The organism is Nocardia puris, from assembly GCF_036051655.1.
GTDB classification, from domain to species: Bacteria; Actinomycetota; Actinomycetes; order Mycobacteriales; family Mycobacteriaceae; genus Nocardia; species Nocardia puris.
This window is the reverse complement of sequence record NZ_CP107943.1, coordinates 1,626,735-1,649,019: the sequence shown is the minus strand read 5'-3', so window position 1 is coordinate 1,649,019 and position 22,285 is coordinate 1,626,735. Positions and strand designations below refer to the sequence as shown.

Annotated in this window: 19 protein-coding genes and 1 tRNA gene; 7 read left to right on the top strand and 13 right to left on the bottom strand. The window is 69.3% G+C overall.

Annotated features, from left to right (window positions below; translation table 11 throughout):
• Window positions 1–465, bottom strand: coding sequence for a nitroreductase/quinone reductase family protein (locus OHB21_RS07240; protein ID WP_067509823.1), 465 nt, complete (start codon window positions 463–465; stop codon window positions 1–3).
• Window positions 466–619: 154 nt separating this feature from the next.
• On the opposite strand from OHB21_RS07240, the gene OHB21_RS07235 reads away from it, so the two are divergent.
• The 4 genes from OHB21_RS07235 (at window position 620) to OHB21_RS07220 (ending at window position 4,695) form a co-directional block, all read left to right on the top strand.
• Window positions 620–692, top strand: a tRNA-Gly gene (locus OHB21_RS07235).
• Between the two features lie 177 nt (window positions 693–869).
• Window positions 870–1,799, top strand: a complete 930-nt coding sequence (locus OHB21_RS07230) for an ATP-grasp domain-containing protein (protein WP_195124922.1) — start codon at window positions 870–872, stop codon at window positions 1,797–1,799.
• A 521-nt stretch (window positions 1,800–2,320) separates the two neighbouring features.
• A complete protein-coding gene (locus tag OHB21_RS07225; RefSeq protein WP_228789730.1) occupies window positions 2,321–3,730 on the top strand; it encodes a lipase family protein in 1,410 nt (469 codons plus the stop codon).
• A 137-nt stretch (window positions 3,731–3,867) separates the two neighbouring features.
• Window positions 3,868–4,695: a hypothetical protein gene (locus OHB21_RS07220; protein WP_067509819.1), complete on the top strand. Its 828-nt coding sequence runs from the start codon at window positions 3,868–3,870 to the stop codon at window positions 4,693–4,695.
• Here OHB21_RS07220 and OHB21_RS07215 read toward each other — a convergent pair.
• From OHB21_RS07215 to tuf, 3 genes are all read right to left on the bottom strand, one after another.
• On the bottom strand, window positions 4,692–5,183 hold the full coding sequence (locus tag OHB21_RS07215) for a DUF488 domain-containing protein (protein ID WP_067509818.1): 492 nt from the start codon (window positions 5,181–5,183) through the stop codon (window positions 4,692–4,694). The two genes, OHB21_RS07220 and OHB21_RS07215, sit on opposite strands and share 4 nt — an antisense overlap.
• 233 nt (window positions 5,184–5,416) lie before the next feature.
• Entirely contained in the window at window positions 5,417–6,850 is a 1,434-nt protein-coding gene (locus tag OHB21_RS07210; protein ID WP_067509816.1) for a lipase maturation factor family protein, read from the bottom strand.
• Window positions 6,851–6,974: 124 nt separating this feature from the next.
• Window positions 6,975–8,153, bottom strand: a complete 1,179-nt coding sequence (gene tuf, locus OHB21_RS07205) for an elongation factor Tu (protein WP_067509814.1) — start codon at window positions 8,151–8,153, stop codon at window positions 6,975–6,977.
• A 372-nt stretch (window positions 8,154–8,525) separates the two neighbouring features.
• On the opposite strand from tuf, the gene OHB21_RS07200 reads away from it, so the two are divergent.
• On the top strand, window positions 8,526–9,086 hold the full coding sequence (locus OHB21_RS07200; protein ID WP_067509812.1) for a dihydrofolate reductase family protein: 561 nt from the start codon (window positions 8,526–8,528) through the stop codon (window positions 9,084–9,086).
• Window positions 9,087–9,140: 54 nt separating this feature from the next.
• On the opposite strand, the gene OHB21_RS07195 is transcribed toward OHB21_RS07200, so the two are convergent.
• The 4 genes from OHB21_RS07195 to OHB21_RS07180 all read right to left on the bottom strand — a co-directional run bounded on the left by OHB21_RS07195 (window position 9,141) and on the right by OHB21_RS07180 (window position 14,085).
• The gene (locus tag OHB21_RS07195) at window positions 9,141–11,384 is read right to left on the bottom strand and encodes a heavy metal translocating P-type ATPase (protein WP_195124921.1); all 2,244 of its coding nucleotides are present in this window, start codon (window positions 11,382–11,384) and stop codon (window positions 9,141–9,143) included.
• Window positions 11,385–11,407: 23 nt separating this feature from the next.
• Window positions 11,408–12,337 (bottom strand): hypothetical protein, encoded by a 930-nt coding sequence (locus OHB21_RS07190; protein ID WP_067509808.1) that lies wholly within the window; start codon window positions 12,335–12,337, stop codon window positions 11,408–11,410.
• A gap of 52 nt (window positions 12,338–12,389) precedes the next feature.
• Window positions 12,390–12,593: a heavy-metal-associated domain-containing protein gene (locus OHB21_RS07185; protein ID WP_195124920.1), complete on the bottom strand. Its 204-nt coding sequence runs from the start codon at window positions 12,591–12,593 to the stop codon at window positions 12,390–12,392.
• 73 nt (window positions 12,594–12,666) lie between these two features.
• Window positions 12,667–14,085 (bottom strand): MFS transporter, encoded by a 1,419-nt coding sequence (locus tag OHB21_RS07180; RefSeq protein ID WP_195124919.1) that lies wholly within the window; start codon window positions 14,083–14,085, stop codon window positions 12,667–12,669.
• 171 nt (window positions 14,086–14,256) lie between these two features.
• Here OHB21_RS07180 and OHB21_RS07175 point away from each other — a divergent pair, with 171 nt between their 5' ends.
• Window positions 14,257–15,429 (top strand): DUF418 domain-containing protein, encoded by a 1,173-nt coding sequence (locus OHB21_RS07175; RefSeq protein WP_195124918.1) that lies wholly within the window; start codon window positions 14,257–14,259, stop codon window positions 15,427–15,429.
• A 125-nt stretch (window positions 15,430–15,554) separates the two neighbouring features.
• Here the strand turns inward: OHB21_RS07175 and OHB21_RS07170 are convergent, their stop codons facing one another.
• Both OHB21_RS07170 and OHB21_RS07165 read right to left on the bottom strand, forming a co-directional pair.
• Complete coding sequence (locus OHB21_RS07170; protein ID WP_067509801.1) at window positions 15,555–16,211, bottom strand: sterol desaturase family protein; 657 nt, start codon at window positions 16,209–16,211, stop codon at window positions 15,555–15,557.
• 27 nt (window positions 16,212–16,238) lie between these two features.
• A complete protein-coding gene (locus tag OHB21_RS07165; RefSeq protein WP_195124917.1) occupies window positions 16,239–16,952 on the bottom strand; it encodes a FadR/GntR family transcriptional regulator in 714 nt (237 codons plus the stop codon).
• 101 nt (window positions 16,953–17,053) lie between these two features.
• On the opposite strand from OHB21_RS07165, the gene OHB21_RS07160 reads away from it, so the two are divergent.
• The gene (locus tag OHB21_RS07160; protein WP_067509797.1) at window positions 17,054–17,443 is read left to right on the top strand and encodes an NUDIX hydrolase; all 390 of its coding nucleotides are present in this window, start codon (window positions 17,054–17,056) and stop codon (window positions 17,441–17,443) included.
• Between the two features lie 595 nt (window positions 17,444–18,038).
• On the opposite strand, the gene OHB21_RS07155 is transcribed toward OHB21_RS07160, so the two are convergent.
• The 3 genes from OHB21_RS07155 to OHB21_RS07145 are packed head-to-tail and all read right to left on the bottom strand — an operon-like array spanning window position 18,039 to window position 22,275.
• Window positions 18,039–18,923 carry a hypothetical protein gene (locus OHB21_RS07155; protein ID WP_067509796.1) on the bottom strand — a complete coding sequence of 295 codons (885 nt, stop codon included), beginning with the start codon at window positions 18,921–18,923 and terminating at the stop codon, window positions 18,039–18,041.
• Window positions 18,920–20,602, bottom strand: coding sequence for an ABC transporter family substrate-binding protein (locus tag OHB21_RS07150; protein WP_195124916.1), 1,683 nt, complete (start codon window positions 20,600–20,602; stop codon window positions 18,920–18,922). The genes OHB21_RS07155 and OHB21_RS07150 overlap by 4 nt, the downstream gene beginning before the upstream one ends.
• On the bottom strand, window positions 20,599–22,275 hold the full coding sequence (locus OHB21_RS07145) for an ABC transporter family substrate-binding protein (protein WP_195124915.1): 1,677 nt from the start codon (window positions 22,273–22,275) through the stop codon (window positions 20,599–20,601). The genes OHB21_RS07150 and OHB21_RS07145 overlap by 4 nt, the downstream gene beginning before the upstream one ends.
• Between the last annotated feature and the right edge of the window lie 10 nt (window positions 22,276–22,285).

The window sequence follows — 22,285 nt, the reverse complement described above, 5'->3', positions numbered from 1 at the left end:
CTAGTCGCGCGGTTCGAGAACCACGACGGCGGTTTCGGTGGAGCGGAGGGCGGCGTGCGCGTCGAGGTGGGGGTCGATGGCGCGCCAGCGGGACCACAGGCGCCGGCGTTCCTCGTCCACCGCGGCGTGGGCGTAGACCGGGCGGGTGCCGTCCTTCAACGCCACGGTGGCCTCGGGGTGGGAGAGCAGGTTGAGCCACCAGGCGGGCTCGCCCTCGCCCCACCCGTTCATCGCCAGCGTGACGAGGTTCGGACCGTCCTCGACGTAGCCGAGGATCACGCTGCGGGGTTTGCCGGAGCGGCGGCCCGGGACGGTCAGGCGCAGGGTGCCCCAGCCGTCGGGCTTCGGGCGCCACAGGCCGACCTTGCCGAAGGTCACGCGGTACAGCGCGCGGTGCACCACCCACGCCGTCCTGATGAACCAGCGCGGCGGCACGCCCGCGCCCTTTGCGCCTGCGTCCGGCATGTGCGAACCCTTCGACCGGGCCTCCGTGCGGGCCGTCGCCCGCCCGCTCAGTGTCCCACCCGCGGGCCCGCCCGGCCAGGTGCCGGACCGACCCCGATTTGGTCGCGCGCACCCCGGCCGACTAAAGTCGACGCCGCACCGCGCGGCGGTGCACGCGGATGTAGCGCAGCTGGTAGCGCATCACCTTGCCAAGGTGAGGGTCGCGGGTTCGAATCCCGTCATCCGCTCAACGACCTCTCCGGCCCCTCGCCGATGTCCGAATTCGACCGGACGAATCCCCTTGCACGGTAAGATCATCCCCGGCGCAGGCGGTCGATGTTGTTCGCGGCAACGTGATTTCGCTCGTCCGTGCCGCCACGCACCGCCCCCACGGACTACGGCGACGCGTGAAGAGGGGGAGCGTGGTGTCCGACCGCGAAACGATCCTGCTGTACGACCACGATTCGGCCGAGGGCAGCCACCGGACCTTGTCCCGCGCGATCGAACACCTCACCGGCACGCGGCCGAAACTTGTCGACGCCAGGCATTTCCTGCCGAGCGGTCACGGCGCCCTCCGGATCATCGACGGCACACCCCGGCTCACCCTCGGCGACGTCACCCTCACCCCGGACGCGGTACTCGTCTATGCGATCGCCCCGGAACGCCGCCCACATCTCGCCGCCTTCCTGTCCACCCTGGCGGACCACGGCCTCACCGCCGACACCGCGAACGGCTGGCGCGACGCCACCGAAAAAGACCGCACCATAGCCTGTTTCGCGCGCGACGGCGTGCCGTTCCCCGACACCATCGTCCTGCGCACCGGCGACCCGATCGTCGCGCAGCGTGCCTTCCGCCAACTCGGCGGCGACGTGTGGATCCGCCCGGCGATCGGCATGAGCGGTCGCGGCGTCGCGCACGCCACCACCTCCGCGCAGGTCCGCGACGCCGCCCACGGATTCGCCGGCCGCACCTGGCTCATGTCCCGCGACACGGGCAACCTCACCGCCCGCCGCGCCCGCGAAAGTCTGCGCATCGTCGTCCTCGACGGCACCCCGCTCTGGGCCGTCCACCACCTCCAGCCCGACCCCGACGCCCCCACCAACGAATCGGCGGGCGCCACCAGCACCCCCGTCCCCGTCGACGCCCTCCCCACCGCCACCCTCGCGGTCGCCACCGCCGCGGTCCGCTCCGTCGGACTGCGCTTCGGCGGCGTCGACCTCGCCCCCGCCGACAACCTCGTCTTCGAAGTGAACGCCCACCCCCTACTCCTCCCGAACCGCCACCTCCACCCCGTCGCCATCCCGTGGGCCAAGGCCCACCTGACCCCCGCCCTCAGCCCCGCGCCCCTGTCCTGACCTCCTTCCGGGTCATCGAACCGCTCGCACCATCCGTCCGTTGCCGTATCACCTGTTTGTGGCAGCGTCAGAGAACCGCGGACGAGAGTTGGTGACGTACCCGAAGTTTCCGCCCGCCAGGTGCGTGACCTGCGATTTCGCGAATAGCGTGCTGTTCGCCGCCGGGTCGACAGACGCCACCGAGGCAGGGAGTATCGAGATGACGAGTGCCGTGGGACGCGTGTTCTGCGCTGCGGTGGTGCTCAGCGGCGCGGGTGCGCTGTGGGCGGGAGCGGCGCATGCCGAGGTGACTTGCGTCGGCAGCGCCGCCGGGTGCGATCGGGCGACCACCGGATCGAGTCACTACAAGACCGGATCGGACGGGGATCGACTGGTGCGCGGGATCCTGGACCCCGGCCGATGGGCGGCGGAGCTCGAACGTCTCGGCCTGCCCATGTCGGTGGCCGCGGGCCTCGGCCGAACCGCACCGGGAAACACAGTTCTCGCAGACCTCCACGAGCCAACATTGCTCAACTCATTCATTGCCGGACAAGAACTTCGGAGCGGGGGTGGCGGTGCGGACTCGTGAGCACCGGCAAAAGGTACACGTCAGGATCGCGAATCTGCTTCGGCTGCTGCTGATCTCGCTACTCATCTGCGGTCTGTGCACCACCCCCCTGGCGCTGGCCGACGAGCGTCCGAGCCCGTTCCAGGAGTGGATCGACCGCACCGTTCCGCCGAAAGTCGTTCCCGCCGCGCCCTCGCCGCCGACCGGTGAACTGAGCCCGCACCTCGCGGCCCTGTGGCGAGCGGTGCTGGCCTCGCCGACCGGAGATCCGTTCTTCGACGTCTGGCCCGCCGAGCTGGACGCGCGGGCGCCCGGCGAGCTCGTGACGTGGCGAGATGTGACCGCGACCGCCGCGCCCCTCGCGGCCGTGCCGATCCGGCGGGCGGTGCAGGTGAAGTTCCGCAGCACCTCGGCCTCGGGTGCCGCCTCGTTCGGTACGGCGACATTGCTGATCCCCGCTGCCGAGTGGACGGGTGCGGGTACCCGCCCGGTCGCGGTGAACGCCCTGCCGATCAACTCGCTCGGCGCGCGCTGCACGCCGAGTTACGCACTGGCGCACGGACTTCACGACAAGTTCAACGCGGGCGACTTCTTCCCGCCCACCACGTGGTGGGCGCTCAGCCGCGGGTACGCGGTGCTGGTCCCCGATCACGAGGGGCCGTGGATGTCGTACGCCGAGCCCGTCGTCGCCGGGCGGGTGGTGCTCGACGCCATCCGCGCGGTGCGCGGGCTCGCCCCGGAAGAGTTCGGCGACAGCCGATTCGCCGTCGGCGGGTACTCCGGCGGCGCGATCGCGGCGTACGCGGCGGCGGTGCTGCTCGACGAATACGCACCGGATCTGTCCGGCGTGCTGGTCGGCGCCGCCACCGGCGGACTGATCACCGACTACCGCGAGGTGGCCCGAGATTTCAACGGCAACATGGCCTCCGGCATCCTGCTGGTGGTGGCGCTGGCGATGGCGCGTGAACACCCGGAGCTGCTGGCGCATCTCAACCACCTCGGCCAGTGGCTCGCCACCTCACCGGTGCGGGACGTGTGCGGCGACAGCAACGGCCCGCTCGGCGTAACCGGAATCCCCCTCGAAATCCTCACCGACGTCGCCGACCCGCTCGGCAGCGAAGCGGCGCAACGCATCTTCGACCATGCGGACCTGATGGATCGCAAATCCGGTGCGCCCCTGTACATCTACCACGCCGCGCACGACATCTGGGTATCCGGCACCGGCTCCGAAGAGTTCCACCGCCGCCAGTGCGCGCTCGGCGTTCCGTCGGTACGCCGCACCGTCCCGGGCGAACACGCCATCGGCTTGTTCGCGGGCTTCCCGGGGGCCATCGACTGGCTCGACGCCCGTCTCAGTGGCCATCCGCCGCCGGCCGACTGCTGAGCAATCGCTGAGGTGTCTCGACGGCGACGCCCGGGCGCCCGTCACTACGCGGACGGAGAAATGCGCTTCTGCTATGGACATCTGAGCCCGCCGCCTGGTATTTCTGGGTGTACTGGTCTTGCTGCCGAGGGGGCGCTGTGGCGAAGCTTGGACATCAATCCGCGGAAATACTCATCACTGTGAAGACGTATCCGTCTCCGTCGGTTCGATACGAGGAGACCGTCTGCGTCGCCGGTGTTCGTCTGGATGGCGATAAACCGGAATGGATTCGTCTGTATCCTGTCCGATTTCGCGGTATCGACACGGACTATCGGTTCGACAAGTACGCGCGAGTGAGCGTGGATGTGCAACGACATGGCGGCCGGGATCCGCGCCTGGAATCGTTTAGGCCAGACCAGTACTCGCTGAAAGTGCTGGGAAGTGTGCCCTCGGGCGGCGCGTGGACGGCACGCCGAAATCTGATGGGAGACTTGATAGGAGACACCACGACCTGCGAACTGATATCAACCAACGCGAACTGGAAAGACGGCCATCCGGCACCGAGATCCCTGGGGCTCATCGAACCGAGAATTGATCAGATATATGTGTCGGACGGGAAGCCTTGGGATGCCGACCAATTGGAAAAGATTCGGCGCGCCGGTGAAGATACGTTGCTCGGGCCGGGGTTGCCGCCGCTGGAGCCCATGCCTTATGAAGTCCGGTACCGGTACCGCTGTGCGGCCACGACGTGTTCCGGCCATACGCAGAAGGTCCTGGACTGGGAGCTCGGTGAGGCGGGGCGACAGTGGAAACGCGCCTACGGCGACGCCGAAGCCAAGCTGAAGATCGAACAGAAGTGGGGGGACGAAATGTGCGATCCGTCGCGGGATCTCCATTTCTACCTGGGCAACCAGGCCCGGCGGCACCACACGTTCTCCATCCTCGGAACGTGGTACGCGCTCCCCGCGCCGATGACGCTGTTCTAGAGGTGGATGATCTCGGCGCGCGGCATGGCGGCCAGCAGTTCGGCGGCGACCAAGTCGCGATGACAGGTCGCGTGGTCACGCTCGTAGCAGAGCAGGGCAACGGCTCCACCGTCCAGCAGTTCCATCACATGGGCGATGGCGCGCTCGGCTTCGTCGGTCGACAGGACTTCTCGAAAGCGGCGACGACTATCCGAATCGCCGTTCCGGAAACCCTCACGATTGTCCCGGGGATTCCCGAGAGCCCGATGGTGGACGTACTCGATACCGGCAGCATTCAGCGCCTCGGAAAGTTTCGTCTTGGAAAGTCCGGGCTTGCGCGAAAACGCGTGCAACCGGACATCGACAAGAACCTGGACGCGCTCCACCAGCAAGCTTTCGATCAGCCCCTCGAGGCTGCGACCTTCGTAGCCGATACTGATCAACGTCGGGCCGTGCTCCACCCGGGAGCCGGAGCTGGAGACGTCGACGGGAGCGCTCGCTGTCGTCATTGTCGAACCCATTCATCGAGTTGATCGGAACAAGATCGGATACGAACACTCTACTCGAGACCATGACTCTGGCACCATTACCCGGTCGACGTCGGAACTGATCCGGATGCCGTGGTGGGTGCCCCATATCGCCGCAGTGCTCCGTCGGCCTGGAGCGACGAGTTCACCCGGCCCGCAGAGGGATTCCGGCGAGGGAGCACCACACCGCAACGGGCAGCGGGGAAGCTGCCCCTTCACGACCGGCGCTGGATCGCGTCCAGCGTCAGCGGCGGCAGGTACTCCGAGATCAAAGTCCGGGTCCAGCAGGTGTGGGTGCGGCGGAGTTCGGAGGGGGCGGTGTAGCGGTACTCGTACAGGAGGGCGCGGATGTGGCGGGGGCGGGTGGTGCGGAAGGGGGAGTGGCGGAGTAGGCGCAACGTGTCGGGGTCGTTGTCGAGGAGGCGGACGACGAAGGGCAGCAGCCAGGTGCGCGCGTAGGAGGGGGAGAGGGCGGCGAACCACATCAGCCAGTCCAAGCGCAGGTGGTAGGGCGCCCACTGGCGCGGCCAGCGGTCGACGGCGCCGGGCTTGCCCTTGAATTCGTATTCGCGCCAGGCAGTTTCGCCGGTGACGTGCTCCTCGGCGGTCCCCTCGAACACCACCTCGTAGCGCACGCGCCCGATCGTCCCGAACGCCCCGTAGGTGTTCACGAAGTGAATCGGGTTGAAGGCGGCGTTCATTCGCTGCGCGCGCGAGCAGAGATTGCGGATCGGCCAGTAGCTCAACACGATCACCGCACCGGTCAGCGCGATCACCGCGCCCGCGAACCAGAGCGGCGTTTCGGCGACGGGTGGCGCCGACGGTAGCCCCGGCAGCATCCACGCGTCCAGCGCCGACGCGGCGAGCAGGATCGTCAACCAGTTCAACCACGCGAAGTTCCCCGACAGCACCAACCACAACTGCGTCACGACGATGATCGCCGCCGCGATGCCGGCCACCGGCTGCGGGAAGAACAACCCGAACGGCACCGCCAGCTGCACCACGTGGTTGGCCGCCACCTCCACCCGGTGCAGTGGCGCGGGCAGGTGGTGGAAGAACCAGCTCAGCGGGCCCGGCATCGGCTGCGTTTCGTGGTGGTAGCGCAGACAGGTGAGGTCGCGCCAGCACGGGTCGCCGCGCCACTTGATCAACCCCGCCCCGAACTCCACCCGGAACAGCAGCCACCGCAGGAGCAGGAGCACCAGCAGCGGCGGCCCGACCGTGTCGTTACCGAGGAAGATCGCCAGAAAACCGGCCTCGAGCAGCAGCGATTCCCATCCGAACGAGTACCACGCCTGTCCCACGTTGACGATCGACAGGTACAGCACCCACAGCGCCGCCCACAGCACCATCGACGCCCACAGCGGCACCGCGTCCCCGAGCCCCACCGCCATGGCCCCCGCCAACCCGACGCCACCCCACGCCACCACCGCGAAGAACCGATCCGAGTAGTGCCACTGGAAAACGCTCGGCGCGTTCCGGAACGGCACCCGCCGCACATACCGCGGCACCGGCAGCATCCCCCGCTCCCCGATCAACGCCCGGAATTGCAGCGCCGCCCCCAGAAAAGCCAGCAGATACACGACCGCCAGACCACGCTGAAACACCAGCCTGGCCTGCCAATACTCCGGCGCCGTGAACCACTCCACCGCTCACTCCGCATCCGTGGCCGCCCGCCCCGAAGGAGTACCCGACCGTCCGGTCGGGGAAACGATCGTACGCCTGATCGGAAGGACCGGTCCGGTGGACAACCCCACCGGACCGGGCCCTCGCTCACTCGACGGTCAGCACCGTCCCCGCACCCACGGTGCGCCCGCCTTCGCGGATCGCGAACCCGAGGTCCGGTTCCAGCGGCACCGGGCGGCCCAGCTCGACGGACAGTTCCACCGTTTCGCCGGGCATCGCGAGCCCGCCGTCGCCCAGCGTGACGTCGCCGACCACGTCGCCGGTGCGCACGTAGAACTGCGGGCGGTAGCCGGTGGTGATCGGCGTGCGCCGCCCGCCCTCACCCGCGCCGAGCAGGTAGACGCGCGCGGTGAACCGGGTGCGCACGGCGATGCTGCCCGGCGCGGCGACCACCTGCCCGCGGCGCACCTGGTCGCGCTGCACGCCGCGCAGCAGCAGCGCGACGTTGTCGCCGGCCTGCGCCGACTCCATGGTCCGCCCGAACGTCTCCACGCCGGTGACCACGGTGGCCAGCGGTTCGCCGCCCAGCCCGAGCAGTTCCACCCGGTCGCCGAGCGCCACCCGCCCGCGCTCGATCGCGCCGGTGACCACCGTCCCGCGCCCGGTGATGGTGAGGACGTTCTCCACCGGGAGCAGGAACGGCGCGTCGGTGTAGCGCACCGGGATCGGCACGTGCTCGTCCACCGCCGTGAGCAGGTCGAGCAGCGCGGCCGTCCACCGCTGGTCGCCCTCGAGCGCCCGCAGGCCGGAGACCCGCACGATCGGCGTCTCGTCGCCGGGGTAGCCCTGCGCGGTGAGCAACTCCCTGATCTCGAGTTCGATCAGGTCGAGCAGTTCGGGGTCGGCCCCGTCGGCCTTGTTCAGGGCGACGACGAGGTGACGCACCCCCACCTGCTTGGCGAGCAGGACGTGCTCGGCGGTCTGCGGCATTACGCCGTCGTGCGCCGACACCACCAGGATGGCGCCGTCCAGCTGGGACGCGCCGGTGATCATGTTCTTCACGAAGTCGGCGTGCCCCGGCATGTCGACGTGCGCGTAATGCCGTGTGGCGGTCTCGTATTCGACGTGCGAGATATTGATGGTGATACCGCGCGCGGCCTCTTCGGGCGCCCGGTCGATGCGGTCGAACGGCACGAAGGCGCCGCCGCCGCGCTCGGCGAGCACCTTGGTGATCGCGGCGGTCAGCGTGGTCTTGCCGTGGTCGACGTGACCCATGGTGCCGATATTGACGTGCGGCTTGGTGCGGACGTAGGTCTGCTTGGGCATGGCTGTTCCTTGCCTGGTGGGCGCGCTCGGGCGAGCGGGCCGGATGTCTCGGGGACCTCGGCGACGGGGGCACCTTCCCCGTCGGAGGTCCCGGGACGTCCCGGGGAAGGTCAGCGTCGGGCGCCGTCGAGCACGGCGGACAGTGCCGCCGCGGCCAGGGCAGCCGTCATCGCGCCCGCGACCGCGGACTCGGAGACGATGACGAGCTGGAACATGCCGGTCAGCGTACGGTGACCTACTCTCGGACCGCCACCGAATTTCCGCCTCGCGGAGAACCTTTCGCGGGCCGATGAATCGGGGGCGTGCGCCCCGTCTGGATTGATGAGACCCTGCGGTGCACAAGCCCGGGGCACGACATGAAGCGAGGTCATCATGGGTAAGGTCGTTGTCAGCGAATTCATCTCGGCCGACGGGATCATCGAGAACCCGGCGTGGACGGTGCCGTTCTGGAACGACGGGATCGCGAACTTCAAGAGCCCGGAGGTGTTCGACGCCGACGCCCTGCTGCTGGGCCGCACCACCTACGAGGCGTTCGCCGCGTCCTGGCCGGAGCACCCGGAGGAGGGCGACTACAAGGACCGCATGAACGGCATGCCCAAGCACGTCGCCACCACCACCGCCACCGATCTGACCTGGAACGCCACCCGGATCGAGGGTGACGTGGCCGAGGCCGTCGCGAAGCTGCGCGCCGAGCAGGACCTGCTGGTCTTCGGCAGCGGTGAACTCACCGACGCGCTGCGCGCCGCCAACCTGGTCGACGAGTACCGCCTGGTCATCTACCCGGTGCTGCTGGGTAAGGGCCGCCGCCTGTTCACCGACGTCGACGCCGAGGAAACCCTCGAACTCACCAGCTCCGAAGTCCTCGACAACGGCGTCATCCTGGCCACCTACAAGGTCACCGCCCACACCGTCGAGCGCCCGTCCTTCGACTGAGCCGTGAAACACGGAAGGGCCGAAGGGTTCTCCCTTCGGCCCTTCCGCGTCGAATCAGCTCGCCGTGGACTGGAACCCGCGCAACCGCAGGCTGTTGCTGACCACGAACACCGAGGAGAACGCCATCGCCGCGCCCGCGATCATCGGGTTCAGCAGGCCCGCCATGGCCAGCGGGATCGCGGCCACGTTGTAGGCGAAGGCCCAGAACAGGTTGCCCTTGATGGTGCCCAGCGTGCGCCGCGAGAGCCGGATGGCGTCGGCGGCGGCGCGCAGGTCCCCGCGCACCAGGGTCAGGTCGCTGGCCTCGATCGCCACGTCGGTGCCGGTGCCCATGGCCAGGCCCAGATCGGCCTGGGCCAGGGCGGCCGCGTCGTTGACGCCGTCGCCCACCATGGCGACCACCTTGCCCTCGTCCTGCAACCGCTGGACCGTGGCGACCTTGTCCTGCGGCAGCACCTCGGCGATCACCTCGTCGATGCCGACCTGCGCGGCGATGGCACGGGCGGCGGCGGTGTTGTCGCCGGTCAGCATGATCGGAGTGAGCCCGAGTTCACGCAGCTGCGAGATCGCCTGGGCGGAGGTCGGTTTCACCGCGTCGGCGACCACGAGCACGCCGCGCGCCTTGCCGTCCCAGCCCACCGCGACGGCGGTGCGGCCCTGCTCCTCGGCGGCGCTCATGGCGCGTTCGAGGTCGGCGTCCAGTGCCAGCGACCAGTCGGCCAGCAGCCGGGCCCGGCCGACGACCACCGCGTGACCGTCCACCACACCCTGCACACCGAGCCCCTCGACATTGGCGAAACCCTCCACCGCCGCGAGTTCACCGGCCTTCTCCCGTGCGCCCTTGGCGATCGCCTGCGCGATCGGATGCTCGGACGAATCCTCCAGCGAGCCGGCCAGTTTCAGGATCTCGCCGGTGTCCTCGCCCTCGGCGGCGACCACGTCGAGCAGCGTCATCTTGCCGGTGGTGACGGTGCCGGTCTTGTCCAGCACCACGGTGTCCACCCGCCGGGTCGACTCCAGCACTTCGGGCCCCTTGATCAGGATGCCCAACTGCGCGCCGCGCCCGGTGCCGACCATCAGCGCGGTCGGTGTGGCCAGGCCGAGGGCGCACGGGCAGGCGATGATCAGCACCGCCACCGCGGCCGTGAAGGCCGCCGCCACGGAACCGCCGGTGCCGAGCCAGAATCCGAGCGTCGCCGCGGCCAGCGCGATGACGATCGGCACGAAGATCCCGGAGATCCGGTCGGCCAGCCGCTGCGCCTGCGCCTTGCCGGTCTGCGCGTCCTCCACCAGCTGCGCCATCTGCGCGAGCTGGGTGTCGGCGCCGATCCTGGTGGCGCGCACCAGGAGTCGACCGCCCACGTTGACGGTCGCGCCCACCACCGCGTCGCCCGCGGCGACCTCCACCGGCACGGACTCACCGGTCAGCATGGACGCGTCCACCGCCGAGGACCCCTCGGCGATCACGCCGTCGGTGGCGATCTTCTCGCCGGGCCGCACCACGAATTCGTCACCGACGGTGAGCTGTTCGATCGGGATGCGCACTTCCTTGCCGTCGCGCAGCACCGCCACATCCTTGGCGCCGAGCTCCAGCAGGGCTCGCAGCGCCGCGCCCGCCCGGCGCTTGGACCGGGCCTCGAAGTAGCGCCCGGCCAGGATGAACGTGGTGACGCCCGCCGCGGCCTCCAGGTAGATGTTGCCGGTGCCGTCCATCCGCGCGATGGTGAATTCGAACGGGTGCGTCATGCCGGGCGTGCCCGCCGTGCCCCAGAACAGCGCGTACACCGACCAGCTCAGCGCGGCCAGCGTGCCCATCGACACCAGCGTGTCCATGGTGGCGGTGCCGTGGCGCAGGTTGGTCCACGCCGCCTTGTGGAACGGCAGCGCGCCCCACACCACCACCGGCGCGGCCAGCGTGAGCGAGAGCCACTGCCAGTTGGTGAACTGCAAGGCCGGGATCATCGCCATGGCGATCACCGGCACGGTGAGCACGAGCGAGACCAGCAGGCGGGTGCGCAGCGCGTCGGTGGCGTCGGGAGCGGCGGCCGCCTCCTCGGCGGTGGGTTCCGGCGCGGGCAGCGCGGCCGTGTAGCCGGCCTGCTCGACGGTGGCGATGAGCTCGTCGGGGGAGACGTCGCCGGTGAAGTCGACGCGCGCCTTCTCGGTCGCGTAGTTCACCGTGGCCGTGACGCCGTCCAGCTTGTTCAGCTTCTTCTCGATGCGGTTGGCGCAGGACGCGCAGGTCATACCGCCGATCACCAATTCGACGCGGCCCGTGGGTTGTGTCGCGGTCGCCATCGGAGGTCCTTTCTCTTCGGCGGTCAGTGCCCGTGCCCGGGGGTGGACTCGGTGTGGTCGTCGGTGGTCTGCCGCGTTCCGTCGGACGCGGCCGACACGGTGAACTCGGCGGTCCGGACCGTGCCCCCGTGCTGGAAGTCCAGGAAGAGGCGGTAGTCGCCCGCGCTCGGCGCGGTGACGTAGAAGGTGACGCCGGGGCCGGGCGCGGTCACACCGTCGCCGGGGTGCCCCTCCGGGTGGACGTGCAGGTAGGCCAGGTCGGTGGCGCGCAGGGCGACGAGATGCCCGTAGGCGCCGAGGTAGGGCTCGAGATCGGTGACCGGCGTGCCGCCGCGCGACACGGTCAGCGTCACCTTCGAGGCCGTACCCGGGGTGATCGCGCCGTCCAGCGTCACAGTGTAGTCACCGACGGTGGCCGTGGCGGTGGGCGGCGGCAGGGGTTGCGGGTCGTATGCCCCGGCCACTCGCAGGTCCGCGCCGAGCGTCAGGTTCTCCCCGCCGGCGGGCACGAAATCGGCGAAGACGCGGTAGTCGCCCGCGCGGGTCAGGTCGAGCGGGGTGCTCCAGGTGCCGTCCGCCTCACGCGTGGGGTGGACGTGCTGGAAGGCGCTCATATCCCTGCGCACCACGATCAGGTGGAGTTCCTTTTCGTGGCTCGGGGTGTAGTCGGTGAGCGCGACACCGCTGTCGTTGACGATGCGAAACCGCAGGGGGGTATCGGGTGCGGCCGGGAGCTGGGCGTTTTCCAGGCTCAAGGTGTAGCCGCCCGCGGTGGCGAGGGTGCCGCCGGGGATGGGGGACTCGGTGTTCGCCTCGGTGCCGGCGTCGTGCGCGATGTCGTGCGCGGCCGGGCCGGAGGGTTCCGGGCCGACCAGCGCGCCGGTCGCGAAGGCGATCCCGAAGACCGCCGCGAGGCCGAGCGTGAATCCGGCGAACTTGGTGGTCGCGTTCATCGGGGTGCTCCGTTTCCGGGGTAGTGCGAGGTTTCCGGGGTAGTGCGAGTGATCAGCCGAGCCGGAACCCGGCGAGCTCCACGGCGGCGGCGACCTGGTCGCGGTCGGTCTCGCCGGTGACGGTCACGGTGGCGGCGTCCAGATCGACGGCCACCTCGGTGACGCCCGGCAGTGCCCCGACCTTGTCGCGCACCTTGCCGACGCAGCATCCGCAGGTCATACCGTCGACGGTGTAGGTGGTGGTCGCGGTGCTCATGTGGTCCTCCTGGTCTGGATTCGCGGCGTTCCCCGCCGCTTCGGTTATTACCATACCCCCCTAGGGTACTTTGTCAATCGGTCGCCCCGACCGGCTCCTTCGCCGGTGCGCGCAGGGTCGCGGCCGCGATGCCCGCCCCCGCCAGGGCGATCAGCGCCGCCCCCGCGAACGCCGCGGAGAACCCGCTGGTCAGTTCGTCGATATCGGTGAGCTGCCCCGCGCCGAAGGCGGTCGCGACCGCGGTCATGGCGGCCAGGCCGACGGCCGAGCCGACCTGATAGCTGACGTTGACCAGGCCCGAGGCCAGACCGCCCTCCTCGGGCGGCGCCGCCGAGATGGCGGTGCCCAGCGAAGGGATGAACGCCAACGACATACCGCCGGCGGCCACCAGCGACGCGGGCAGAACGTCGATCCAGAACGTGCCCGTGGGGCGGATCAACGACATGATGCCCAGGCCGAGGCTCAGCACCAGCAGACCGGTGACGATCATCGGTTTCGCGCCGAACCGGGCCATGGCGCGCGGGGCCAGCACGATCATGCCCAGCATGATCAGCGTGGTCATCGGCAGCAGCGCCGCGCCCGAGGGGAACGCGCTGTAGCCGAGCACCTGCTGCAGGTAGAGGTTGAGGAAGAACCACATCGGCACCCACGCCGCGCCCAGCAGCAACTGCGCGACATTGGCGGCCGCGAGATTCGGCGCGCGCAGCATGCCCAAGCGCATCAAGGGTTCTCGCCGCCGCGACTGGATCGCGACGAACCCGGCCAGCAGTGCTGCGGCCACCGCCAGCACACCCCAGGTCTCACCCGAGCCCCAGCCGATTTCCGGCGCCCGCACGATCCCGTAGACGGCGGCGGCCAATCCCGCGGTGACGGTCACCGCGCCGAGCAGATCGATCGAACCCCGCCGGGCGGGCGCGTCCGGCATCAGCGCGGGCACGGCGATCAAGGCCAGCAGCGCGAGCGGGGCGTTGATGTAGAAAACCCAAGGCCAGCTGATGTATTCGGTGATCACGCCGCCGAGGAACACGCCCGCCGTGCCGCCCGCCGGCGCCGCCGCGCCGTAGATCGCGAGCGCCTTGGTGAGCTCGCCCGGCGTGGCGCCGAACAGCATCATCAACAGCGTCAGCGCCGAGGGCGCGATGAGCGCCGCGCCGCCGCCCTGGATGGCGCGTCCGGCCAGTTCGACCCCCGCGTTGCCGGCCGCGCCGGCCAGGATCGAGCCGGCCAGCAGGGTTGCCCAGCCCGCCGCGAACACCCGTCGCGCGCCGAACAGGTCCGAGAGCCGTCCGCCGAGCAGCAGCAGTCCGCCGAACGCGATCACGTAGGCGTTGAACACCCAGGTCAGGTCCTCCTGCGAGAACCCGAGCGCCGCCTGCATCTCGGGCAGGGCAATTCCGATGATCGAGGTGTCCATGATGACCACGAATTGCGCGGCGGCGATCACCCCCAGCGCCCACCATCTCTTCGTGGTGGAAATCCCTTGTGTAGCCATGACTTTTCCGTCCTTCCGGAACCGGGACCGGTTCCATGGCGACGTACCATACCCCCCTAGGGTATCTTCTCGTCAAGTGTTGATTCCGTGGGATGTGCGAGATCGCTGCGATGCGGGCACGCATCGCCCGGCTGATTGCCATCGAGTAGCTGATTCCGGGAGGATGCTCGGATGGCCGAACAGCGGGGGAGCGATGTGGCGCTCGTGATCGCGGTGGGCGTGGCGACGATCGGGATGATCGTCGCCGACGTGATGGGCGGGAATCCGCTGGGGTGGTCGGGGCCGGGATCGCTCGCGGTGGGGCGCGCGGCGGTGTGCTTCGTCGTGTTCGGCGGGGTGGTGCTCGCGGTGCTGTCCGGCGGGTCGCGGCCGTTGCGCGGGGCGGAGATGGTGGCGGCGCGGTTGGGTGCGCTGGTGCGGGCGGGGGCGTTGTTCGTGCTCGGTGGTGTGCTGGTGACGGTGTCGGATTCGCCGTCCGTGATCTTGGAGAGTTTCGCGGTGCTCGTCGCCGTGGGGGTTCTGGTGCTCGGGTGGCGGGCGCGGTGGTTGTTCGTCGCGGCGGTGGTGACGGCGGTCGCGGGGCCGTTGCTCGTGTGGTGGTGGCAGCCGGAGATGCCGCGGCGGTACGCGGATTACCTCGACGGGTGGGTCGCCTCGGATCGGTCCGGGTCGGGTTTCGTCGCCGAGATGGCGTTCGATGGCGTGTACCCGGTGCTGGTCTGGGTGCCGTTCCTGCTGCTCGGGGTCGCGATCGGGCGTCTCGATTCCGAGGAGGTGCGGGTGCGCGTCGGGCTGGTGGTCGGCGGGTTGGTCGCGGCGATGGTGGGGTATTTCGCGGTCTGGTCGATGGAGGGGGATTCCGCGGGGTTCGGGTGGACGGCCTACACGCCGCTGGAGGAAGGGGCGTCGACGGGGGCGACCTACATCGATCTACCGCCCGACTCCGACTTCTATACGATGTGGTCCCTCTCGACCGGCCCCACAGGCCCCGCCTACGACCCGCTCCTCGCCGCCTCCGCCCAATCCGTCGTCACACCGCTCCAGATCCTCGGCTCGGCCGGTGTCGCGGCGCTACTCCTCGGGCTCATCCTGCTGATCCCCACCACCCTGCATCGCCGGCTCGCTCCACTGTCCGCCGTCGGCCGCATGCCGATCACGCTGTACACCCTCTCCGTCCTGGCCCTCACCGGCCTGAACCTCGAAACCCTCGACCGCGCGGCGGTTCTCATCACCCTCCTGACCCTCACCCTGATCGTCGCCTACTTCTGGAACCGCTTCCTCGGCCGCGCGCCCCTCGAATGGGCGACCGACCGCCTGGCCGACCGCCTCACGTCGATGTCGTGAGTGCGCCGGCAGGCTTGGCGAACTCCTTCTTCGCGGGAGTGGACTCGCATCAACGGGCGGCCCCGATCTGGAACGCCCACTTTCTCGACCGGTCGGTCTGACCGGATCGGGCGCCTGGGCGTCCGCTAGGCGGTGCCGTGGAGGTTGCGCGCCGTGGCGGAGGTCGGGACCGCGGCAGGGTCGGGGCGCGTGCCGAACAGGCGGTCGGCGGTGCCGGAGGTGGTGACGGTGAACCAGTAGTGCTCGTTCTTGTAGTGGTGGTGGCGGTGGTTGCGCCAAACAGCGCGGTAGAGGGCGGTTTTCGGCTTGTAGTCGGTGTGGATGAGGTAGTGGGTCCACTCGTAGAGGAGGCCGACCACGGTGACGGTGAGCAGGAAGGTCAGGCCCAGCCCGACGCGCGGGAACGCGAACGCGGTGAGGGCGAGCAGAACGACGATGACCACGATCAGCGAGCGGGTGGGGATGAAGATCAGGGGGATGTCGCGCGGGTCGCGGTGATGGCGGCGGTGGTCGCGGGCCAGCTCGCTGTCGAGCGTGATAGGCCCGAGTTTCCTGGGCCGCCAATGCAATACGGTCACGTGCACCACCCACTCGAACGCCGGGAACAGCGCCAGCATCACCAGAGGCACGAGCGCGTCGGTGAGCTGCCAGTCGCCCACGATCAACCGGACGGTGAGCGCTCCCGCCAGCACGGTGGCGATCATCCACGGTGAAGGATGGCGCAGGAATTCGCGGAACGCGTCGCTCAGCGAAAGTCCGCGGCGCAGTGTGGATTCCGACATTGTGAAACACCTCGTCGTGTCACGCGATCAGTGCCCGTCCAGGGCGCCGATCAGGGCGGTGGTCGCCGGCTCGAGCAGTGCCCGAGCCTTCTCGGCGGCCTTGTTGGGGCGGCCCGCCACGATGGCGGCGGCCAGGTCGCGATAGCCGGGCGCGTTGCCGACCTCGGCAGTCATCAGGGGCGCGAGCGCGGCGAGCGCGGGTTCGTAGGCGGCGCGCAGCATGTTGAACATCAGGCGGAAGACGATCGAATCGGCCGCGTCCACCACGTGATCCCAGAACTCCAGCGCGTGCCGTTGCCGCGCGATCGGGTCGGTTTCGGCGGCCAGTGCCGCCACGGTGCGATCCAGCGCGGCGCCCAGCTGTTCGCGATCGGCGCGCGCGGCCGCCAGCTCGGCGACCTTCGGCCCGTTGTGCAGCCGCGCCTCGAGGATGCTGCGCGCGACAGCCGGTTCCAGCGTGCCCTGCTGGATCAGCAGGCGCGGCAGCACTTCCAGGCCCGCGCCGCGCCGGTAGTCGAGCACGGTCGTCGCGTCCCCTTGACGCACCGCCACCAGTCCGGCCGCGACCAACCGCTGCAACGCCTCGCGCACCGCGGGCCGCGAGACGCCCAGCGCCTCGGCGAGTTGCCGCTCGCTCGGCAGGGCTGTGCCGGGGGACAGTTCCCCGCTCAGCACATCGGCCGCGATCTGTTCGAACACGTCCGCCGACACCGACCGCTTCACCACTGGTTGCCACGCCATGCCTCCACTGTGCGCCGCTCTGGTCTGCTGGTCAAGTGGTCAGACCAATTCCGTTCGGCGGGTGCGCGTGGCAGACTTGGGAACCGGGAGGGAGACAAGACATGAGCGAACAGCATTTCCGTGCGCACGCGTTGCTCATCCGGGCGGGAAAGGTGCTGCTGCACCGAGTCCCGGATCGCGGTGACGTGTGGGAGATCCCCGGCGGTTCCGTCGCCCCCGACGAGACGCCGGCCGAAGTCGCGCGCCGCGAAGTCACCGCCGAAACCGGCCTCGACGTCCTCGTCGCCGACGAACTCACCCACTTCGTCGACAGCGCCGGCGACACCCACACCATCACCTTCGGCTGCTTCGAAAACGAAGTCCACCCCGAAGCCGACCCCACCCCCGCCGACTTCCAATGGATGTCCTACGAACAGGCCACCCACCTACCCTTGGCCTGGCACGTCCGCAAAACGTTGGAACACGCCGACGCCCTGGGCATGCTGTCGTAGGGCGCGCCCGGCAAACCGGCTGGCGCGGTTCGGCTCAAAGGCTGAGCGTTGCCCCGTCGTACCTGGTTGTCGTTGACCGCGCCATCGATCGCGGAGTGCGGGCCTCTTGCTCCGCTACGCCTTCGCGGCTCCGCTGCGGTCTGTCCGACGGTTCGGGCCTGGCGTCGAGCGGGTGCGTGCTCGCCCCATCGAGTCAGCTGCCGGTCGGCGTTAGTGTGCAGAGATCGGACTCGATCCCGCCCGTCGCATGGCCTCGGCGTGTCGCCCTGAGTGGATTGGCGTGCCGTAGCCGAGCCGACATCTTGGTGTCGCACTGGAACTTTCGAAGCCGTTGTCCTCGATCCAGGGATTGCGGACAACACAAAGCCCCGGCGACATGATCGAAGTCAGCGGCCCACCGGGGCTATTCGTCCTTGCGGCTGAAGAACATCGGCGAGGGATCGCAACCTGCCCTCGGCGCCGAGCATGTACCGGAGCTCAGGGAAGTGCGGCGTCAGGTCGCCGAACGCCGGGAAGCACGAGGGGGAGTTGGTTGTTCGACCGGTGAATCGGCCGGTGGTGACCGCGGGTGGTCCGGGGACGAGCGGGTGCTGCGCTAGCTCGGGTCGGACCCGCGGATGGCGGGGAGCCAGGTGGCCGTCGCGAAGGCGACAGTGAGGGCGGCGGTGAAGGTCCAGAGGGTGCCGCCGTCGAGGTAGATCCAGAGGAGGGCGGCGAAGGGGGCGGCTACGGCGGGTTGGGCGTCGAGGAGGAGGCGGCGGGGGAGGCGGGTGGTGGTCGCGGTGAGGGTGGGGGCGTCGGGGGTGGGGCGGGTCGGGTTGTCGATGAGGCGGCCGGGGGGTTCGGTGGTGCGGGCGCGGCCGGAGGGGTAGAGGCGGAGGGATTCGGTGTGGAGGGAATGGGTTGTGGCGGTGGCGTTTTGGGGGGTGAGAGTTAGGAGAGCCGGGTCGAAGTAGACCGGGAGCCAGTGGGTGGGTTGGCCGGGGGTGGTGACTTCGAGCCAGGTGCGGCTGGTGAGGCGGTGCTGTTGGCGGATGCGGGTGATGTGGACGGTGGCGCCGGTGGGTATCCGCTGGGGGTGCTTCCCGGGGACGGGTGCGGCTCCGGCGGCGGTGCCGGGGCTCGGTTCGGGGTCGCCCCCACGCCCGCGTCCGGCCCCCGTCGCCGACGTGGTGCTAGTGCCGACGGTGTCGCGCGCGGTGGTGCCGCCAGGTACCCTCTCGGAGCCGCCCGCATCCGAGTCGCGGCGCCCCGAACCGGTTGCGCTACCGCTGGATTCCCCCACCGGCAACCCATTCGACAACACCCCCAGAGCCCGGCACACGCGAAAACCCGTGTACCCCACGATCGCCAGGGCGACGGTCGAGATGGCCGCCCCCTGGTCGATCGTGGCGAACGGGATCCAGGCCGCGCACACCGCGAGCGCACCCGCTGTCACCGCGAGGGGATAGGACAGCGGGTGGCCCGCGCGTGGGCTCACGGCAGGAAGCCGACCTTGGTCGGATCGACCGACGCCAAGCCGAACGCGCCGTAGTTGGCGAGCTTGTCGCGGGTCGCGACGGTGCCGGCCGACTGGGTGATGGGCAGCGAGTGACCGAGTTCGAAGATCATCTTGTCGGCCTCGTTGGCCAGTTCGACGGCGCGATCCGGGTCGAGCTCGGAGATGGTCTCCTCGATGAGCGCGTTGAGTTCGGGGCTGCCGATGCGGCCCTTGTTGCTCAGCGGGTTGGCCGGGTCGTAGGAGTAGATCTGCGGCAGCGAGCCGAGCGGGAAGATGCTGCCGCCCCAGGTGAACTGGCAGATCTCGAAGTTGCCCGGGTCGATGACGTCGGTGAACAGCCCGTTGCCGGGGAAGGTCTGGATCTCCATCTTCACGCCGACGGCGGCGAGGTTCTGCTGCGCGATCTGCGCGACCTGCACCCAAGTGGCCTGCTGGAACATCACATTGCGCAGCACCAGCTGGCGCCCGTCCTTCTCCCGCACGTCACCGTTGAGCGTCCAGCCCAGTTCGTCGAGCATGCGGGCCGCCTCGGCGGGGTCGTAGGCGACGACTCCGGAGTTGTCCTGGTAGCCCTTCTGCCCGTGCAGGAAGACGTGGTTGTTCAGCGGCTTCGGATTCGTGACGACGCCGTTCTGGATGGCCGTCGCGATGCCCTGCCGGTCGATCGCCTTCGAGATCGCGATCCGCAGCTGCGGGTCCTCGAGCAGCGAGCCGGGCGCGCCGTTGAAGGTGAAGTGCGAGAAGCTCGGGCCGGGCGCGCGGCGCACCACGATGCCGGGCGAGTTCGAGGCGGTGGTCACCTCGTCGATGCCGGAGACCGTCGCCGCGTCGAGTTCGTTGTTCTGGAGCGCGCCGATGCGGGCGGAGTAGTCGAGCACCGAGTAGGTGATGTTCTCCAGCTTCGGGGTGTCGCCCCACCACTGCGGGTTGCGCCCCAGCGTGATGCGCTGCTGCGCGCGGTCGATGTTCGTGATGATGAACGGCCCGGACGAGACCGGCAGCTCGTTGCGGGCCCAATCGTTCAACGCCTGGGGCGATTCGGTGGCGGCCTTCGGGTACAGGGGGTTGAACATGCCCTGCCACTCGGCGTAGGGCTGGGCCATCGTCACGATGACCTGCCGATCGTCGACGCCGCGCTCGACCTTCTCGATCCGGCTGTAGCCCTGCGTCGCGCGCACCTGGAATTCGAGGTCGCGCCCGCTCAGCGCGTTCGCCTGGGACGCGAAGTCCTCCCAGGTGATCGGGGTGCCGTCGGTCCAGATGGCCTCGGGATTGATCGTGTAGGTGATCTGCTGCGGGTCGGTGCCGGTGAGCTGGACGTCGGTGAAGAAGTTCTTGTCGACCGTCAGGTTGCCCGCCGCGTCGGAGTTGATCGTGCCGGGCAGCGTCCAGCCCACGACTTCCGAGGAGTCGCCGTCGGCGTCGACGTGCAGGGTGTTGTAGGTGGCGGGGAACGAGGTCAGCGCCAGCCGCAGATTCCCCCCGTCCCGCAGCTCGCTGACGTCCCGCGTGTTGATGTCGTTGGTGTCGCCGATCGACGCGTCCCCGGTCTTGAGGTTCGAATCCCCGCCACAGCCGGACAGGATCAACGCGAGGGCGACGGCGGGCGCGGCCACGCGCAGGCCGAGCCGGCGCGGGCGAGATAACGTAGCGGTCATTGCACGAATCCGATCTTGGTGTAGTCGTAGGTCGCCAGGCCCGGCGAACCGAAGTTGGCCAGGTCCGAGCGCACCCCCCAGCTGCCGTCCGACTGGGTGAGCGGCAGGGAATGGCCCATCTCGAACACCGTGCGGTCCACCTCGTTGGCCATCTCGATGGCCTTGTCCGGGTCGAGTTCGCGCAGGGTGCGGTCGATGAGGTCGTTGAGTTCGGGCGAGCCGATCCGGCCGTAGTTGCCCTGCAGATCGTCGGGGTCGTAGTAGTAGATCTGCCGCATGCTGCTCAACGAGAACGCGTCACCGGCGAAGATGAACTGCGCGGCGTCGAAGTCGCCGGGCTGGATCACGTCGGTGAAGAATCCCGCGGCGGGTTTGGTGTCGATGGTGAGGCCGACGCCGATCCGGGCCAGGTTCTGCTGGATGATCTGCGCGATCTGCACCCACAGCGGGTCGTTGTACATGACGTCGCGGATGATCAGCTTGCGGCCGTCCTTCTCGCGCACGTCACCGTTGAGCTTCCAGCCGAGCGCGTCGAGTTCGCGCGCCGCGGCGTCCGGGTCGAACGGCAGGCTGTTGTCCTGATAGCCCTTCTGGCCCTGGAGGTAGAGGTGGTTGTTCAGCGGTCGCGGGTTCTCGACCAGCCCCGCCTGGGTGGCGGCCGCGATGCCCTGCCGGTCGATGGCCTTCGAGATGGCCACGCGCACACCCTGTTCGGCGAGGATGGAGCCGGGCGCGCCGTTGAAGGTGATGTGGCGCCAGCGGTTGCCGGGCGCGCGGCGCACCTCGATGCCCGGGGTGTTGCGCACGTTCCGCACATCGTCGATCGAGGCGAGCGAGATGGCGTCGATCTCGTTATTGCGCAGCCCGCCCACCCAGGCGCTGCGGTCGAGCACCGTGTACGTGATGGTGTCGAGCTTCGGGCGCTCACCCCACCAGTTCGGGTTGCGGCCCAGCACGATTCGGCTCTGCCCGCGATCGGCGGACTGGATCTGGAACGGCCCGGCCGTGGGTCCCATAGCGTCGCGCAGGCCCTCGTTGAACGACTCCGGCGTGGCCGTCACCGATTTCGGGAACAGCGAGGAGTTCCCGGAGAACTGTCCGCGCCATTCGGCGAACGGGTGGCTGAAGGTGAGCACGGCCTGGCGGTCGTCGACGCCGCGCTCGACCTTCTCCACGAACTCGAAGCCGTTGGTGATGGCGATGAAGAACGACTTGTCGCGTCCGCTCAGCGCGTTGGCTTGGGAGGCGATGTCCTCCCAGGTGATCGGATTCCCGTCCGACCACGTGGCTTTCGGGTTGATGGTGTAGGTGACCTGTTGCGGGTTGGTGTTCGTCAGCTCGACCGAGGTGAAATAGTCCTGGTTGACCGTCAGTTCGCCCGCCGCGTCCACGATGAACGAGCGCGGCATCATGGGCCGCTGGATATCGGCGATCTCGCCCTCGTTGCCGTCGTTGGACAGCGTGTTCCAGTTGGCGGGGTAGGAGGTGACAGCCAGCCGCAGGTTGCCGCCCGCGCGAATCTCCTCGCGCGGGCGCGGATTGATGTCGCTGGTGGTGCCCAGCTCGCCGGACAAGCCCTCCGCGGACGGATCGTCGGCGCTACAGCCCGCCGCCACCAGTCCGGCCGCGACCAGACAGACCGCCCACCGTATACCGCTGGATCGCCACCGCATCCTGCCCTCC

Coding starts and splice junctions, on each gene's coding strand:
- OHB21_RS07160 (WP_067509797.1), top strand. CDS start 17,054: ATGAGCGAACAGCATTTCCGTGCGCACGCGTTGCTCATCCGGGCGGGA.
- OHB21_RS07190 (WP_067509808.1), bottom strand. CDS start 12,337: ATGAACGCGACCACCAAGTTCGCCGGATTCACGCTCGGCCTCGCGGCG.
- OHB21_RS07185 (WP_195124920.1), bottom strand. CDS start 12,593: ATGAGCACCGCGACCACCACCTACACCGTCGACGGTATGACCTGCGGA.
- OHB21_RS07145 (WP_195124915.1), bottom strand. CDS start 22,275: ATGCGGTGGCGATCCAGCGGTATACGGTGGGCGGTCTGTCTGGTCGCG.
- OHB21_RS07180 (WP_195124919.1), bottom strand. CDS start 14,085: ATGGCTACACAAGGGATTTCCACCACGAAGAGATGGTGGGCGCTGGGG.
- OHB21_RS07240 (WP_067509823.1), bottom strand. CDS start 465: ATGCCGGACGCAGGCGCAAAGGGCGCGGGCGTGCCGCCGCGCTGGTTC.
- OHB21_RS07200 (WP_067509812.1), top strand. CDS start 8,526: ATGGGTAAGGTCGTTGTCAGCGAATTCATCTCGGCCGACGGGATCATC.
- OHB21_RS07195 (WP_195124921.1), bottom strand. CDS start 11,384: ATGGCGACCGCGACACAACCCACGGGCCGCGTCGAATTGGTGATCGGC.
- OHB21_RS07175 (WP_195124918.1), top strand. CDS start 14,257: ATGGCCGAACAGCGGGGGAGCGATGTGGCGCTCGTGATCGCGGTGGGC.
- OHB21_RS07170 (WP_067509801.1), bottom strand. CDS start 16,211: ATGTCGGAATCCACACTGCGCCGCGGACTTTCGCTGAGCGACGCGTTC.
- tuf (WP_067509814.1), bottom strand. CDS start 8,153: ATGCCCAAGCAGACCTACGTCCGCACCAAGCCGCACGTCAATATCGGC.
- OHB21_RS07215 (WP_067509818.1), bottom strand. CDS start 5,183: ATGACGACAGCGAGCGCTCCCGTCGACGTCTCCAGCTCCGGCTCCCGG.
- OHB21_RS07150 (WP_195124916.1), bottom strand. CDS start 20,602: ATGACCGCTACGTTATCTCGCCCGCGCCGGCTCGGCCTGCGCGTGGCC.
- OHB21_RS07165 (WP_195124917.1), bottom strand. CDS start 16,952: ATGGCGTGGCAACCAGTGGTGAAGCGGTCGGTGTCGGCGGACGTGTTC.